General features: G+C 69.5%; 12 protein-coding genes and 1 tRNA gene. 4 read left to right on the forward strand and 9 right to left on the reverse strand.

From position 1 onward, the window contains the following. The first annotated feature begins 71 nt into the window (after window positions 1–71). Window positions 72–1,610, forward strand: coding sequence for an APC family permease (locus MRBLMX7_RS01480; protein WP_363365881.1), 1,539 nt, complete (start codon window positions 72–74; stop codon window positions 1,608–1,610). Window positions 1,611–1,684: 74 nt separating this feature from the next. Here MRBLMX7_RS01480 and MRBLMX7_RS01485 read toward each other — a convergent pair whose 3' ends face one another. Next, window positions 1,685–3,700, reverse strand: a complete 2,016-nt coding sequence (locus MRBLMX7_RS01485) for a primary-amine oxidase (protein WP_363365882.1) — start codon at window positions 3,698–3,700, stop codon at window positions 1,685–1,687. A gap of 185 nt (window positions 3,701–3,885) precedes the next feature. Here MRBLMX7_RS01485 and MRBLMX7_RS01490 point away from each other — a divergent pair, with 185 nt between their 5' ends. Beyond that, window positions 3,886–5,367, forward strand: a complete 1,482-nt coding sequence (locus tag MRBLMX7_RS01490) for an aldehyde dehydrogenase family protein (protein WP_363365883.1) — start codon at window positions 3,886–3,888, stop codon at window positions 5,365–5,367. Between the two features lie 42 nt (window positions 5,368–5,409). Here MRBLMX7_RS01490 and MRBLMX7_RS01495 read toward each other — a convergent pair whose 3' ends face one another. The 3 genes from MRBLMX7_RS01495 to MRBLMX7_RS01505 all read right to left on the reverse strand — a co-directional run bounded on the left by MRBLMX7_RS01495 (window position 5,410) and on the right by MRBLMX7_RS01505 (window position 7,113). Then, window positions 5,410–6,357 carry a helix-turn-helix domain-containing protein gene (locus MRBLMX7_RS01495; RefSeq protein ID WP_363365884.1) on the reverse strand — a complete coding sequence of 316 codons (948 nt, stop codon included), beginning with the start codon at window positions 6,355–6,357 and terminating at the stop codon, window positions 5,410–5,412. 116 nt (window positions 6,358–6,473) lie between these two features. Further along, window positions 6,474–6,547: transfer RNA gene (locus MRBLMX7_RS01500), tRNA-Ile, on the reverse strand. A gap of 29 nt (window positions 6,548–6,576) precedes the next feature. Beyond that, window positions 6,577–7,113: a gamma carbonic anhydrase family protein gene (locus tag MRBLMX7_RS01505; protein WP_363365885.1), complete on the reverse strand. Its 537-nt coding sequence runs from the start codon at window positions 7,111–7,113 to the stop codon at window positions 6,577–6,579. A 140-nt stretch (window positions 7,114–7,253) separates the two neighbouring features. On the opposite strand from MRBLMX7_RS01505, the gene MRBLMX7_RS01510 reads away from it, so the two are divergent. Continuing rightward, a complete protein-coding gene (locus MRBLMX7_RS01510; protein ID WP_050721020.1) occupies window positions 7,254–7,739 on the forward strand; it encodes a Dps family protein in 486 nt (161 codons plus the stop codon). 66 nt (window positions 7,740–7,805) lie between these two features. On the opposite strand, the gene MRBLMX7_RS01515 is transcribed toward MRBLMX7_RS01510, so the two are convergent. Genes MRBLMX7_RS01515 through MRBLMX7_RS01535 form a run of 5 tightly spaced genes read right to left on the reverse strand, consistent with a single transcriptional unit; the run spans window position 7,806 to window position 12,693 of the window. Continuing rightward, window positions 7,806–9,302: an amidohydrolase gene (locus MRBLMX7_RS01515; RefSeq protein WP_363365886.1), complete on the reverse strand. Its 1,497-nt coding sequence runs from the start codon at window positions 9,300–9,302 to the stop codon at window positions 7,806–7,808. Next, on the reverse strand, window positions 9,299–9,940 hold the full coding sequence (locus MRBLMX7_RS01520) for an FMN-binding negative transcriptional regulator (RefSeq protein ID WP_363365887.1): 642 nt from the start codon (window positions 9,938–9,940) through the stop codon (window positions 9,299–9,301). Before MRBLMX7_RS01520 ends, MRBLMX7_RS01515 begins: the two co-directional genes overlap by 4 nt. Window positions 9,941–9,963: 23 nt before the next feature. After that, complete coding sequence (locus tag MRBLMX7_RS01525; protein WP_050721023.1) at window positions 9,964–10,962, reverse strand: Fpg/Nei family DNA glycosylase; 999 nt, start codon at window positions 10,960–10,962, stop codon at window positions 9,964–9,966. Between the two features lies 1 nt (window position 10,963). Continuing rightward, the gene (locus tag MRBLMX7_RS01530) at window positions 10,964–11,449 is read right to left on the reverse strand and encodes a ribose-5-phosphate isomerase (RefSeq protein WP_363365888.1); all 486 of its coding nucleotides are present in this window, start codon (window positions 11,447–11,449) and stop codon (window positions 10,964–10,966) included. Window positions 11,450–11,508: 59 nt separating this feature from the next. Further along, window positions 11,509–12,693 (reverse strand): ferrochelatase, encoded by a 1,185-nt coding sequence (locus tag MRBLMX7_RS01535; RefSeq protein WP_363365889.1) that lies wholly within the window; start codon window positions 12,691–12,693, stop codon window positions 11,509–11,511. A 124-nt stretch (window positions 12,694–12,817) separates the two neighbouring features. Here MRBLMX7_RS01535 and pepN point away from each other — a divergent pair, with 124 nt between their 5' ends. Beyond that, complete coding sequence (gene pepN / locus MRBLMX7_RS01540; RefSeq protein ID WP_363365890.1) at window positions 12,818–15,370, forward strand: aminopeptidase N; 2,553 nt, start codon at window positions 12,818–12,820, stop codon at window positions 15,368–15,370. Window positions 15,371–15,379: the final 9 nt, after the last annotated feature.

Raw genomic sequence — 15,379 nt, forward strand, 5'->3', positions numbered from 1 at the left:
CAACCAGGGCGAGCGGGGTGGCGACACGATGGGAGCACGGCGTCGAGCCGCACTGCACCGAAGGAGCTGCCATGTCCTCATCCGCCCCGCTGACGACCCGCACCGAGGCGCATCGCCGTCTCGGGGTGCCCGCCGTCGCGTTCATGATCGTCGCGGCGTCTGCGCCCCTCACCGTCATCGCCGGCGGGTCGACGAGCGCCTTCTCGGTGACGCACGTGCTCGGCGTCCCTTTCGGCTTCGTGGTGCTCGCCGCAGCGCTCGCGGTGTTCGCGATCGGCTACGCGGCGATGAGCCGCTTCGTGACGAACGCCGGCGCGTTCTACTCGTATGTCTCACAGGGCATCAGCCGACCGGCCGGAATCGGAGCCGCAGTCCTCGCCCTGATCGCGTACAACGCCATGCAGGTCGGCATCTGGGGCATGTTCGGTTTCCAGATGTCGTCGTTCATCGAATCCAAGACCGGTGTCGCGATCTCCTGGTGGATCTGGGTGCTCGCCGGAATCGCCGTCGTCGCGGTGATGGGCGTCAACCGAGTGGATCTGTCCGCCAAGGTGCTGGGCGTCCTCGTCGCCCTGGAGTTCGTGGTCGTGATCGTGTTCGATGTCGTCGCTTTCGCGAACCCCGCCGAACAGCTCACTGCCGCCCCGATCAGTCCCGCGGCGCTTTTCGTGCCGGGCGTGGGCGCCGTGCTGGCCTTCGGAATCGCTGCCTTCATGGGCTTCGAGTCCGCCGCGATCTACGGTGAGGAGTCGAAAGACCCGAAGCGCACGATTCCGCGCGCGACTTTCCTCGCAGTCGCCGTGATCGGAATCTTCTACACGATCTCCTCCTGGGCGCTGGCACTCGCCGTGGGTCCGGAGAAGATCATGGACCCGTCGGGGATCACGGCGGCCGAGGCCGGTCCCCCGCTGTTCTTCGACTTCGTCTTCGCGCGCCTCGGAGCTATCTGGGTCGACATCATGTCGGTCCTCTTCATCACGAGCGTGTTCGCGGCGGTCGTGAGCTTCCACAACGCCGTCGCCCGGTACGCGTTCTCACTCGGGCGCGAGGGCGTGCTCCCCGGCGGGCTGGCCTCCATCCGTCGCGAGAGCGGTGCACCGTGGGCGGGTTCGCTGCTGCAGACGGCGATCGCGGTCGTGGTGGTGCTCGGCTTCGCGGTCGGCGAGATCGGCTGGGACCCGGCAGCCGGGCCGTTCCCGGTGCTCACGCTCTTCACGTGGCTCACGAACCTCGGCGCGTTCGGTCTCGTGCTCCTCATGGCGCTCGTCTCCGTCGCCGTGATCGGCTTCTTCCGTCGGGACGCCCGCGACGTCGGCGTCGGGAGCCGCGTCGTCGCGCCGTTCGTCTCGCTCTTCGCTCTCGGAACGGTGTGGGTCCTCATCCTCGCGAACTGGGACGTGCTGCTCGGTCAGGCGGAGACCACTCCGACGTCCTTCATCCTGCCCGCCGCGATCCTCGTGCCCTCCGCCGCCGCGGTGCTGTGGGGATTCTGGCTGCGTCGCGCTCGTCCCGAGGTCTACGCGCGGATCGGCCACGGCGCCGAGCAGATCGGAGCGCCGGTGCTCGGTGACGAACCCGTGGGAACCGGAGCCGCCGACACCGCTCCATAGGGCGCAGGCGCGGGGACGCGAAAGAGGGGCGGGTGCCGGGCATCCGCCCCTCTTCTCCGTGTCCGTGCTCAGCCTCAGCCGCAGGTGCAGTGCTCGCCCTGACCGCATCCGCCTTCGGCTTCCGCGTGCGCCTGGCTCGACTCGGGGACGTCGAGGGCCGGGTTCGCGTCGAGGAAGCCGTAGGGGCTGAGTGTGAAGCCGGTGTGGTCGACGGGCATCACGGGCCAGTCCTCGGGGCGCGGGATGTGCGTCAGGCCGAAGGTGTGCCACAGCACGATGTCCTCGCCGTCCAGGCCGCGGTCGTCCTGTGTGTAAGCGGGGAGACCCGCTCCTCCCTGATGCGCATTGGGGTAGCGACCGGCGGGCCAGCGCTCTTCCGCGTCGTACGCCGTGCCCCACAGGTGCTTCGTGGCGAACGCGGCTCGCGCAGCGACCGTCGACCCGGGGTCGGCCATCAGCAGGGCGGTCGGCTGCGGCACGAGGTGATAGGCCGTGGGCTTCCCGAGACGGTTCCTACGTGACGCGGACTGCACCTCCCAGACACGCGCGACCGAGGTGTCCGCAACGCGCTGCGCTCCGGCTTCGGAGACCAACGGCGTCTCCGTCCAGGTGAACGCGTTTCCGAAGGGGTTTGCTGCTCCCATCGGGATGCGCGTCGCGTCGATCTCGACGAGCCGGTTGTCCTCCCCGTCGATCGCGACGTCCAGGCGGGCGCTGAACAAGTGCTGGTGCACCGGGGCGAACACCCCTGGAGCGATCTCCGGCGCGTGCGGATCGGCCGTACCCGGCTCGCCCGCTCCCACGAAGACGATGCCGGTGGCCTTCGCTTCGAGCCGGATCGTGCCGTCGAGCGAGAAGTGCCAGTAGAACCCGTAGTCGTAGTTGCCGATGGTGGAGAAGTACGACACGACGAGACGACGGGAGCGGCGCACATGCGACCCCACCGGCCCCTGCTCGGTGTGCTTCCACAGGATGCCGGCGTCCTCCTCGTGCATGCACACGACGTTCGGGATCAGCATCGGATTGCCGTGGTCGTCGGCGACATGGCCGTCGAAGTAGTGGATGACGCCCAGGCAGTCGCACCCGAGCTCCAGATGATTGGCGTTCTTGCCGAGGAGGTACTCCCCCGCATCGAAGTAGCTGATCCAGAAGCGCGTCGGCGAGGTGTCGCCATAGGGCACGACCATCTCGGGGACGCTCGCGCGGGTGAGCACCGGGCGGCCGTCGAACCGCACGTCATGCAGCACGAGGCCTTCACGCGCGTTGAAGTCGATGCGCATCGACCAGTTCTCCCACTGCACGGCAGAGCCGTCGACGTGGAAGCTCGGCCCGTCCGGCTGAGTGATCTCGATCGGCTTGAGCGTGGTGCGCGCCGGGCCGACGACCTCCGGCGTGTAGTTCCCGTGCTCCGACGGCACCGGGACGTCGCCCTCGTCCTCGACCCCGATCACCGTGTTCGTGATCAGATCGACGTGCACGATCAGGCCCTCGACCGGATGCGCCCAGGGGATGTCGTCCTCGCTGTCGCGCAGGAAGGTCAGGGAGCGGATGACGCGGCGGCCGACCTCCTCGGCACGCCCCACGAACCCGGGAGCGAGCGGGGAGCAGAAGGCGAGTTCGGCGCGATCGGCCAGCCCACGGCGGGTCATCGCCGCCTGCCACTCCGGTGAGGCCTTGACGATCTCGGCAGCGCGCTCGTACTCCTCGAACAAGTACTGGGGCTGACCGTAGGGAGGCGTCGCCGGATCGTGTCTCCGCGTCGAGACCAGCTCGCGGCGGGTGACGGACACGATCGCCTCCGTCACTGCGCCGGTCTCGGTGTCGAGGAGGGTGACGTCCACGCGCCGATCCATCGGAGTGCCGGGCGACCAGGTGCTCAGTTCCTGCTTGGACGGTTCGTCCGGCAGCAGCATCGGCACACGGACAGCAGCGGTGAGCAGTCCGGCGCTCACGAGCACCTCGCGGGCTGCGGCGATCTCCTCGGCGGACAGCGGATCGAGTGGATGCCGCGGCGCCGACTCGCGGTTCGCCCGCACCGGGATGAGGTCGGCGTTGTCATGCGGTTGCACCTGATGCTGATGGTGGGTCATGCCCAGATGCTAGGAGCGCGATCGGAGGCCGACAAGCGATCCGTGTGCGTCGCGGCCGACCGTTCGCGCACGCGCATCCACTGCGCACTCCTCGACAAGCCGGCGGGCGTCGAGCCGCGCAGACTGGGACTCGCGCACGGGAGCGACGCCGGTGCGCAGACCGCGACCGCGCAGAGGAGACACCGATGTCCGAACCCACATCCACCGTCCGCAGTACGGCATCGCCGCAGGAGACGACCGGCATCACGGCCGCGGCACTCGGCGCCGATGAGGAGACGCTGCTGCAGCGGATCGGCGCGGACGGCGCGCGTGGCCGCGAGGTGCCCGACGCCGCGACGCGCGTCACGATCGGACGCGCCCCCGAGCAGGGGCCCGTCGACCTGGAGGACGCCGTCGCCCGCGCGCGTGCCGCGCAGCCCGCCTGGGAGTCCCTCGGCCATGCCGAGCGCTCGCGACTCCTGCTCGCAGCCGCGGACGCCGTCGAGCAGCACGCCGAAGGGCTCGCCCGTCTGCTCTCGCGGGAGCAGGGCAAGCCGCTGAACGGACCCAACGCGCGTTTCGAGGTCGGCGCCTGCGCCGCCTGGCTGCGCACCGCGGCTTCGACCGTGCTCGAGACCGAGGTCGTGCTCGACGACGAGACCGGCCACGCCGAGCTGACGTACCGGGCGATCGGGGTCGTCGGAGCGATCGGACCCTGGAACTGGCCGCTCATGATCACGGTCTGGCAGATCGCCGCCGCGCTCCGGATGGGCAACACCGCCGTCGTCAAGCCGAGCGAGTACACGACTCTCAGCGTGCTCGCCCTGCTCTCCGTGCTGAACGACGTGCTCCCCTCCGATGTGCTGATCGGCATCGCCGGCGACCGCGAGATCGGCGCTCGACTCACGGCGCACCCGCTCGTCGGCAAGGTGATGTTCACGGGGTCGACGGCGACGGGGCGGCGGATCGTCGAGGGCTCCGCGCAGAACCTCGCGCGTCTCACGCTCGAACTCGGCGGGAACGATGCGGGGATCGTACTGCCGAGCGCCGACCCCGCCGCCATCGCGCAGGACCTCTTCTGGGGGGCGTTCATCAACACCGGGCAGACGTGCGCGGCGCTCAAGCGTCTCTACGTGCACGACTCGCTGTACGACCAGGTCGTGGATGAGCTCACCGCGGTCGCCGCCGCGACGCGGATGGGCAACGGCCTCGACGAGGACAACGTGCTCGGACCGCTGCAGAACCGCGCGCAGTTCGACATCGTCTCGCGCCTGGTCGACGACGCCAGGGAGCGCGGCGCGCGGATCGTGACCGGCGGGGCCCCGGCGTCCGAGCTCGGTGAACTGTTCTATCCCGTGACGCTCGTCGCCGACATCGCCGACGGAGCCCCGCTGGTCGACGAGGAGCAGTTCGGACCCGCGCTGCCGATCATCCGGTACAGCGACGTGGACGATGCCGTGCGCAGCGCCAACGGCCTCGATGTCGGTCTCGGCGCGTCGGTGTGGGGAGACCGGGACGAGGCCCGGGCCGTCGCGGCTCGGATTCAGGCGGGGACCGTCTGGATCAACTCGCACGGCGGGGTGCATCCGATGATCCCGTTCGGCGGCGTGAAGGGATCGGGGTACGGCCTCGAGTTCGGCGTCGAGGGACTCAAGTCGGTCGCGGTACCGCAGATCGTCAACGGCTGAGGTCGGCGTGCGCCGCACCGCGTGATCGGCTGCGCGGTGCGGTCAGTGAGTCGCGCGGAACTCGCTCGGCGAGACGCCGAAGGTCGCCTTGAACACGCGGCTGAAGTGGGCCGCGTCCGGGAAGCCCCACTGCGCCGCGATGGCCGCCACCGGGCGGGCGGCGGATGCCGGATCCACGAGCGTGCGCTGGCACTGCTGCAGTCGGCGCATACGGATCCACGTCGAGATGGTCGTGCCCTGCTCGCGGAACAGACCATGGAGGTGCCGCGTCGAGATGAAGTGCGCCGCGGCGATCGAGGTCGGCCCGAGCTGCGGTGACGCGAGGTTGCGGTCGATGTACGCGTGGATGCGCTGGATCATCGCGCGATGCGGATCGCTCGCCGCGTCGAGGCCGAGCTCGCGCGTGAAGACCGTCGTGAGGAGGTCCATGGCGCTGTGCAGGAGCCGTGCACCGGTCGACCCGACGACCTGGTCGAGGTTGTCGGCGAGCTGACCGAGGTACGGCGCGACGAGCGCACCGATGCCCTCCGATCCCGACATCCGCACGGCGGTGAGCTGACCGAGGATCTCGCTCGGCACCGCGACGAGATGCCGAGGAACCATCATGACCATGGTGCGGAATGTGTCCTCGAACGCGAGGGTGTACGGCCGATCCGTGTCGTAGATCGCGAGATCGCCGGGGCCGAGCACCGCTTCGCGGCCGTCCTGGATCAGCATCCCGGTTCCGGCGAGCATCATGCTCACCTTGAAGTACGGGCTGTCTCCCCGGGCGATGAGCTCGGGCGTGCGCTCGACCACATGCTCGGTCGCGCGCACGTCCGTGATGTGCAACTCGTCCACCTGAGCTCCTCGGATCACGCCGCGGAACACGTCCGGGCGCGCGCTTGACACCTGCAGAGGTACGAACGAGTCGTTCACGGCGGCTCGGAAGCCGCTGATGCCGAGGACCTCGCCGTGGACCGGTCGCTCATCTCGGGTGCTGAGGACCATGGGACCACCTCTCCTTCGAAGCGGATCGTCATCGTATACGATGCTGGCGCCAGCCTACCCGGTCATTCCGGACGCGACAACGTACAGCGACTCGATGGATGCGCGAGAGAGAACGGTAGGGCGGGCGGGACTTGAACCCGCGATCGTTGGGTTATGAGCCCACTGCCTTAACCAGCTTGGCCACCGCCCCGTGAGACCCAGCCTAGCGGGCGCCGACGCTCAGGCCGGAGCCGCATCCTCGTGCGTGCGGAGGTGTCCGAGATAGACGTCCGCGTTCGCGATCAGCCCCTCGCGCTCCTCGTCGGTGAGCGCTCGACGGACTTTCGCCGGAACCCCGGCCACGAGCGAGCCCGCGGGCACCTCGGTGCCGCCGAGCACGACCGCTCCCCCGGCGACGAGACATCCCTCGCCGATCACGGCTCCGCTGAGGACGACCGCGCCCATGCCGATCAGCGCGCCGTCGCCGATGGTGCACCCGTGCACCACGGCGTTGTGCCCGATCGACACCTTCGCCCCGATGCGGACGGGGTGTCCGGCGTCCACGTGCACCGACACGTTGTCCTGCACGTTGCTGCCGGGACCGACGACGATGCCCGCGGAATCCCCCCGCAGGACCGCGTTGTACCAGACGCTCGCCCCGGGCTCGAGACGCACGTCGCCGACGATGCGTGCACCGTCCGCCACGAAGGTCGCCTCGGCGATCGACGGGACCCTGCCTCCGAGGGCGAGAACGGATGCTCCTGATGCGACGCTCATGAGGCGAGCCTACCCTCGCATGCCCGGATTTCCGCGTGATCACGCGGAACTAAGCCGAGCCTTCACTTGCTTGCGGAATGAATCAGGATGAGTAGCGTTGTCTTCACCAGGTACGAAATGACCACTCCGGAGGAGTCACGATGAGCAAGGCACAGACCGTTTCCACCACCGCCAGCGACCCGACGGTCGCGGCCGCTGCAGCCCAGTTCCTCTCGCCGGTCGTCCTCGGCCTCCAGGCCCTCACGATCGACGGCAAGCAGGCCCACTGGCACGTCCGGGGTGCGAACTTCGTCGGTGTCCACGAGCTGCTCGACACGATCGTCGCCCACGCCGGCGACTTCGCCGACACCGCCGCGGAGCGCATCGTCGCCCTGGGCCTCCCGATCGACGCCCGCGTCGCGACCGTCGCCGCCAAGGCCGGTGCCACCGCCGTTCCCGCAGGATTCACGCAGTCCGATGAGCTCGTGCGCGCGGTCATCTCCGACATCGACGCGATCCTTGTCGACGTCAAGGCCGCGATCGACGGACTCGACGAGGTCGACCTCACGAGCCAGGACGTCGCGATCGAGATCATGCGGGGCCTCGAGAAGGACCGCTGGTTCCTCGTCTCGCACATCGCCGCGTAACGACCTGACCGAGAAGGAGGGCGCCGGGATCCGTCCCGGCGCCCTCCTTCTGCGTGGTCGAGCCGCTCAGGCGCGATGCGTGAGGCGTCCGCCGAGCAGGGTCGCGGTCACCGGCATCCGGCGGAGGTCCTCGCCTGCCGCCACGAGCGGGTCGAGGCCGCACAGCGCGATGTCCGCGACCTCCCCGGGCCGAAGGGACGACCGTACGCTCGCGCGCAGCGCGTCGTCGGTTCCCAGCGCTTCCTCGGGATGCCACGGCTCGCGCGCGTCGTCCGTGCGCTCGACGGCCGCTGCGATCGCCTGCCACGGGTCGAGAGGAGCGACCGGGGCGTCAGACCCGAACCGCAACTCGACCCCCGCATCCTGCAGAGCGCGCAGCGGATAGCCGATGGATGTCTGCAGCGCCCAGTGCGCGCCGACGACGTCACGATCGTCGAGGGCATGCTGCGGCTGCACGCTCGCGATCACGCCGAGTCGCGCGAAGCGCGCCAGGTCCGCATGGCGGACGAGTTGCGCGTGCTCGATCGTCCCCACGGCGCCGGTGACCGTGAAAGCGTCGAGCGCGGCGGTCACGGCACGGTCCCCGATCGCATGCACCGCCACCGAGAGACCCGCGCCCGTCGCCCGCGTGAGGAGATCGGTCAGTTCGGCGGGCGGCACCGTCAGCACGCCGAAGTTCTCGGGATCACCGGGATAGGAGTGCGAGCAGGCCGCCGTGCGCGTGCCGAGGGACCCGTCGCTGATGATCTTGAGCGCGCCCACGCGGATGAGGCCGCGGCCGGACTCGGGCGTCTCCGCTGCCTCATGCAGCTCCCCCGTGCGCAGGCCCGCGGCTATCGCACGTTCCAGGTCGAACGGGTACACGGCGAACTCCACGCGGTGGGAGGCGAAGCCGTCGGCGATCCGACGCGGCCATGCATCCGCGTTCCAGGCCATGTCGAAGTCGACGAGGCCGGTCACTCCCCGCTCCGCGGCCTTCGCACCCGCCGCGATCACGGCGCGGTCGCTGCGCTCGGGATCGACGGCGTTCAGGCGACGCGAGATCTCGAAGGCGTCCTCTTCTCGCAGCACGCCATCCGAGGTACGGAACCCCTCGCGCTGCAGCGCCGCCGAGTTGAGCCAGGTGCTGTGGACGTCGGCGTTGATCAGGTAGGTGGGGACGCTCCCCGTGGCCGCGTCGAGAAGGGAGAGGCTGGGGGCGCCGTTCCACAGGGCATCCCGGAACCCGGCTCCCACACGTCGGCCGTCCGGCAGCGGCGCGGCTCGCCCCATCATCGCCGCGGCCTCCCCCGCGGATCGAGCGCCTCCCAGGTCGACGCGCTCCGCGGCCAGCGCCCACTGCACCGTGTGCACGTGGTTGTCCCACAGGCCCGGAATCGCCCACGCGCCGGCGGCATCCAGCACCCCACCCCGCGCCGGAAGGGCACCCGACGGAGCGATGTCCGCGATCACGCCGTCCTCAAGGAAGACGTCGACCGGCTCGTCGTCCATGAGGAACTCGCTGCCGGGCCCTGCGATCCGCGCGCCCGTGATCGTACCGATCCGCTCCCCAGCACCGCTCATCGATCGACCGCCGTGCGCGCATCCTGGGCGCGGCGCATCTCGCGAGCGAGCTCCGCCTGCGCGTACGGGCCGTCGCCTTCGAGCGCGGCGATCACGGTCTCGATCGTGTCCGCGGGCTTGTTCTGGCTCAGCTTGCGTTTCGCGACGACCCGGGACGGGGTGAGTCGGAAGCCGACGGTGCCGGCGGCGAGCCTCGAGACGAACGCCTCGTCGTTCGGACGCTCCCACATCAGTCGCGGACCGGGCATCCGCCCCTCGAAATGCGCGACGAGCCGATCGAGCACCTGCAGGTTCTCCTCGTCGGTCAGGATCTCGGGCACACCCGAGAGATGGACCGCGGTGTAGTTCCAGGTGGGGACTGCCGCGACATCTCCGTACCAGCCGGGCGAGATGTAGCCGTGCGGTCCCTGGAAGATCACGAGCATCTCGCGCTCGCCCAGCCCGTGGATGAGGTCGTCCGGACGGCCGACATGCGCGACGACCGTGAGGTCGTCGCGGCCTTCGTCCAGAAGCACCGCATAGTGCGACGACACGAGCCCGTCGGGACCGTCGCTGACGATCGTTGCCCACGGATTCGCGGCGATGACCCGCCGGATCTCGGGGACGTCGGCGAGGCTGAAGCTGGGGTTCTGACGCATCCCCTCAGCCTATGACCGCGCGGTCAGGCCTGGCAGCGCGGACACCAGTAGAGCTTGCGCGCGCCGATCTCCTCGAGAGCGATCTCCGTGCCGCACACCCGACAGGGCAGACCCGCGCGATGGTAGACCCAGTGCCTGTCGTCGCGGCTCGCCATCGCCGCCCGGTACTGCTCGGGTGACAGGTCGTCCATGGTCATCATCTGACCGGTCTCGACGCCGATCGCGAGCAGGCGCACCCAGTCCCGCCACAGGGCGCGCACGACGTCCTCGGGCACCTGCTTGCCCGGGGTGTGCGGGTTGAGCCGCTGACGGTAGAGCATCTCGGCGCGGTAGACGTTGCCGATGCCGCTCACCACGGACTGATCCATGAGCAGCAATGCGATCACGGTCTGGGTCTTGCGCACGGCTCGGACGAACCGCTCCTCGTTCTCGGTCGGATCGCCCACGAGAGGGTCGGGTCCGAGCTTCGCGACGGTCGCGAGCATCTCCTCCGGGGTCTGCAGCACGCAGGCCGTGGGGCCGCGTAGGTCCGCCGCGGTGATGTCGGTCATGAGACGCAGCCGTACCTGACCGACGACGGGCGGCGGCCACTCCAGGCCCTCGTCGGCGAGCCCCTTCGTCTGCTCGGACATCCGCACGTGCACACGCGTGCGGCGCGGGGCTCCGATCGAGGCGAGCGAGTTCTCCCCCGCATCGTCGAGGATCTCGTCATCGACCACGGTGCCACGCTGGTTCGTCTGCCCCATGCGCCCGTTCGCCGACGCGATCGTCGGATCGACGAGGATCTCCCCCGCGAAGTCCCACGCTCCGTAGAGCCCCAGGTGCACGCGGAGCCAGATCGCGCCGTCGAACTCGAGGAACATCTGCTTGCCGACCGCCTGCACGCTCACCGCCTCTCGCCCGTCGAGGACGGCCGCGCCTTCCGCGAAGCGCCCCTGCGGGCTCGACGCGCGCACGGGCCTACCGACGAAGTTCCGGTCGAACTGCCGCGCGATGCGGTGGACGGAATGCCCCTCGGGCATGTCAGGCCCGAGGATCCGGGAGCAGCGAGCCGTCGCGCTCGAAGTCCGCGATCTGGGCGATGCGGCGCACGTGACGCTCCTCGTCCGAGAACGGAGTCGCGATGAACGTGTCGATGAACGACGTGACCTCGTCGAAGGAGTGCTGACGCGCGCCGATCGAGATCACGTTCGCGTCGTTGTGCTGACGCGCGAGCTCGGCGGTCGAGATGTTCCAGACGAGTGCCGCGCGGACGCCCTCGACCTTGTTCGCGGCGATCTGCTCGCCGTTGCCCGAGCCCCCGAAGACGACTCCGAGCGTCTCGACGCCGGCGGCCTGATCGGCGACGACGGCCTGGGCGGCGCGGATGCAGAAGGCCGGGTAGTCGTCCAGCGCGTCGTACTCGATCGGTCCGTGGTCGACGACCTCGTGACCCGCGGTGCGCAGGTGCTCCTGCAGCTGCGTGGAGAAGTCGAGACCTGCGTGGTCTGTGGCGATGTGGATGCGCATGGCTCCCATCCTAGGAGCGAGTGTCGCCGGACCGACGCACGTTCCGTTCGTCCGCGGGGTCAGGGCGCGACGCCGGCGGCGGCGGGCTTGAACCCGGCGCGGATGTTCTCGCAGCATCCGGGGCGGCACACGTCGAATCCGCCGGGCAGCGAGGTGACGTGCGGACGCTCCTCGTTCGGACGCCCCTCGATGCGCTCGAGGATCAGGTCGACGATACCCGCCACGAACGACGGCGCGACGCCGGGCGTCGGAGTGCGGGTGAAGGCGAGTCCCGCCTCCTCGGCGGCCTCCGCTGCCTCCGTGTCGAGGTCCCAGAGCACCTCCATGTGGTCGCTCATGAAGCCGACGGGCACAACCGCGACGGCCGTGCGACCGCGTGCGGGGAGCTCTCCGATGACATCGCAGACGTCCGGCTCCAGCCAGGGCTGCGACGCGGGGCCCGAGCGCGACTGGTAGACGAGCTCCCAGGGCACGTCGGATGCGGCCGGGATGCTCTCGCGCACACGATCCATGACCCACGCTGCGACGGCGAGGTGCTGAGCCGCATAGGCCCCACCGTCGCCCCAGTCGATGTCACGCGCGCCGGAGCGCTGGGCGTCCTCGGTCGGGATACTGTGCGTCGAGAAGAGGATCTGGATGTCGGAGGCCGCGATCCCCTGCGCGAGGAAGCCCTCCACCGCCTCACGGACGCCGGTCTCGAAGGACTCCACGAAACCGGGGTGGTCGTAGAACGGACGGATCTTGTCGATCGTGACGGTGTCGCCGAGCCCGGTCTCCTCGAGCACCCGCGCGAAATCCTCGCGGTACTGGCGGCAGCTGGAGAAGGAGCTGTAGGCGCTCGTCGCGAAGGCGAGGAGCGTGGTGTGGCCGGCGTCGGCGGCCTCGGTCACGACCTCCTCCAGATAGGGGCTCCAGTTGCGGTTGCCCCAGTACACCGGCAGGTTCACACCACGACGGGCGAGCTCTCCCTCGAGCGCCTCCTTGAGGATCCGGTTCTGCCCGTTGATCGGACTCACGCCGCCGAAGTGCCGGTAGTGATGGGCGACCTCTTCGAGGCGCTCATCCGGGATGCCGCGGCCACGCGTGACGTTGCGCAGGAACGGGATGACGTCGTCCTGACCCTCCGGCCCGCCGAAGCCCGCGAGGAGGATGCCGTCGTAGGCGACGGGCGTCGTCACGAAGGGCTCTCCGCCGGCAGCGGCAGCAGAGGCAAAGGGGACGGTGTTCGGCTCGATCGCAGTCACCTCTCCATCCTTTCATCTCTCGGGAGCGAGACAGGCCGCGATGCTGGCGTAGGCTGTCATGGTTGCCGTGGGTGCCAGCTGCGCCGGGTTACGGCAGCGTCCCCTCACCCCTGGGAGTACACCTGTGCCTGGAGAGAACCTCACCCGCATCGAAGCGCAGGAGCGCCGCGACGTCGTCGACACGCAGTCGTACGAGGTGTCCCTCGACCTGACGAAGGGCGCCGAGGTCTTCGGCTCCCGCAGTGTCGTGCGCTTCACCGCGACGCCCGAGAGCTTCACCTTCATCGACCTGATCGCGCGCGACGTCCGCGAGATCTCACTCAACGGCGAGCAGCTCGACCCCGCGGAGGCCTTCGCCGACTCGCGCATCGCGCTCACCGGGCTGCAGGCCGAGAACGTCCTCGTAGTCGATGCCGACTGCCTCTACACGAACACCGGCGAGGGGCTGCACCGTTTCGTCGACCCGGTCGACGGCGAGGTCTACCTGTACTCGCAGTTCGAGGTGCCCGACTCCCGCCGTGTGTTCGCGGTCTTCGAGCAGCCCGACCTCAAGGCGACGTTCCAGTTCACGGTGACGGCTCCGGCCGCGTGGAAGGTCGTGTCGAACTCCCCCACGCCCGAGCCGATCCTGCACGACGACAGCTCGATCGCCACGTGGGGCTTCGAGCCGACGCCGCGCATCTCCTCGTACATCACGGCTCTCGTCGCCGGACCCTACGAGTCGACCTTCTCCGAGCTCACGAGCGCCTCCGGTCGGGTCATCCCGCTCGGGGTCTACGGCCGCAAGAGCCTCTGGCAGCACCTCGACGCCGACTACATCTTCGACAAGACGCGCGAGGGCTTCGCGTACTTCGAGTCCAAGTTCGGCGTCCCTTATCCGTTCGCCAAGTACGACCAGCTCTTCGTACCGGAGTTCAACGCCGGAGCGATGGAGAACGCGGGCGCGGTGACCTTCACCGAGACCTATGTGTTCCGCAGCAAGGTGACGGATGCGGTCAAGGAGCGCCGCGTCGTCACGATCCTGCACGAGCTCGCGCACATGTGGTTCGGCGACCTCGTCACCATGAAGTGGTGGAACGACCTGTGGCTGAACGAGTCGTTCGCCGAATGGGCGTCGACCATCGCCACCGCGGAGGCCACCGAGTGGACCGAGGCGTGGACCACGTTCAACGCCATGGAGAAGACCTGGGCGTACCGCCAGGACCAGCTGCCGTCCACGCACCCGATCGTCGCCGAGATCAACGACCTCGAGGACGTGCAGGTCAACTTCGACGGCATCACGTACGCCAAGGGCGGCTCCGTCCTCAAGCAGCTCGCGGCATGGGTCGGCATCGAGGAGTTCTTCGCCGGTGTCTCGCAGTACTTCCAGAAGCACTCCTGGGGCAACACCGAGCTGAGCGACCTCCTCACCGAGCTCGAGGCCACGAGTGGCCGCGACCTCAGCACCTGGTCGAAGAAGTGGCTCGAGACCGCCGGCGTGAACACCCTCGAGCCGGTCATCGCCGAGGATGCCGACGGCACGATCTCCCGGTTCGCCGTCACCCAGACGGCTCCCGCCGATTACTCGACGATCCGTCCGCACCGCCTCGGCATCGGCTTCTACTCCCTCACGGACGGCGCTCTCGTGCGCAGTCACTACGCCGAGGTCGACGTCGACGGCGATCGCACCGAGGTCCCCGAGCTCGTGGGCCTGAAGCGCCCCGACCTCGTGCTGCTGAACGACAACGACCTGGCCTATGCGAAGATCCGGCTCGACGAGCGGTCGCTGGCCACCGCGATCGCGCACCTGGCCGACATCAGCGACCCGCTCGCCCGCTCGCTGGTCTGGGGCGCCGCCTGGGACCAGACACGGGATGCCGAGACGGCCGCGTCCGACTACATCGATCTCGTGCTGGGCAACATCGGCCGCGAGACCGAGTCGACCACGGTGCGCACCACCCTCGCGCAGCTGCGCACCGCCGCGACGCTGTACGTGACGCCCGAGAACCGCGCCGCTGCCCGCCAGAAGGTCGCCGATGGCCTGTGGGCGCTCGCGGAGGGCGCGGAGGCCGGCAGCGACAGCCAGCTGCAGTTCGTCACCGCGTTCGCCGGCGCGCTCGTCACCCCCGAGCACGCGGGAGTCGTCGGTCGCCTGCGCTCCGGTGAGGACACGCTGCCCGGGCTCGAGATCGACGCCGACCTGAACTGGCAGCTGCTGGTCGGACTCGCCACGATCGGCGCGACCGATGCCGCGGCGATCGACGCGGCGCTCGCAGCGGACAACACGGCGAAGGGCGGCGAGTTCGCGGCTCAGGCCCGCGCCGCACTGCCTGACGTCGCCTCCAAGAAGGCGGCCTGGGCATCGCTGATCGAACGCGACGACGCACCGAACACCATCGTGCGCTCCGCAGCGCTCGGCTTCGTCCACCCGGCCGGCGCCGAGGTGCTCCGGGAGTTCGTCCAGCCGTACTTCGACATGCTGCTGCCGATCTGGGAATCGCGGACCTACCAGATCGCCCAGTACCTGGTCGTAGGCCTGTTCCCGACCGCGATCGCCGATGTCGCACTGCGCGACACGACGCGCGCCTGGCTCTCGGAGCACCAGGATGCCGCCCCCGCTCTGCGCCGCCTCGTGCTGGAGAACCTCGCCGATGTCGAGCGCTCCCTCGCGGCGCAGTCGCGCGACGCGGAGGACTGAGCTCCGCTG

The organism is Microbacterium sp. LMX7-1.2, from assembly GCF_040675935.1.
GTDB lineage: Bacteria > Actinomycetota > Actinomycetes > Actinomycetales > Microbacteriaceae > Microbacterium.

Bases quoted from the DNA above. Each gene is read 5' to 3' on its own strand.
- MRBLMX7_RS01480 (WP_363365881.1), top strand. From the start codon at position 72: ATGTCCTCATCCGCCCCGCTGACGACCCGCACCGAGGCGCATCGCCGT.
- MRBLMX7_RS01485 (WP_363365882.1), bottom strand. From the start codon at position 3,700: ATGACCCACCATCAGCATCAGGTGCAACCGCATGACAACGCCGACCTC.
- MRBLMX7_RS01490 (WP_363365883.1), top strand. From the start codon at position 3,886: ATGTCCGAACCCACATCCACCGTCCGCAGTACGGCATCGCCGCAGGAG.
- MRBLMX7_RS01495 (WP_363365884.1), bottom strand. From the start codon at position 6,357: ATGGTCCTCAGCACCCGAGATGAGCGACCGGTCCACGGCGAGGTCCTC.
- MRBLMX7_RS01505 (WP_363365885.1), bottom strand. From the start codon at position 7,113: ATGAGCGTCGCATCAGGAGCATCCGTTCTCGCCCTCGGAGGCAGGGTC.
- MRBLMX7_RS01510 (WP_050721020.1), top strand. From the start codon at position 7,254: ATGAGCAAGGCACAGACCGTTTCCACCACCGCCAGCGACCCGACGGTC.
- MRBLMX7_RS01515 (WP_363365886.1), bottom strand. From the start codon at position 9,302: ATGAGCGGTGCTGGGGAGCGGATCGGTACGATCACGGGCGCGCGGATC.
- MRBLMX7_RS01520 (WP_363365887.1), bottom strand. From the start codon at position 9,940: ATGCGTCAGAACCCCAGCTTCAGCCTCGCCGACGTCCCCGAGATCCGG.
- MRBLMX7_RS01525 (WP_050721023.1), bottom strand. From the start codon at position 10,962: ATGCCCGAGGGGCATTCCGTCCACCGCATCGCGCGGCAGTTCGACCGG.
- MRBLMX7_RS01530 (WP_363365888.1), bottom strand. From the start codon at position 11,449: ATGCGCATCCACATCGCCACAGACCACGCAGGTCTCGACTTCTCCACG.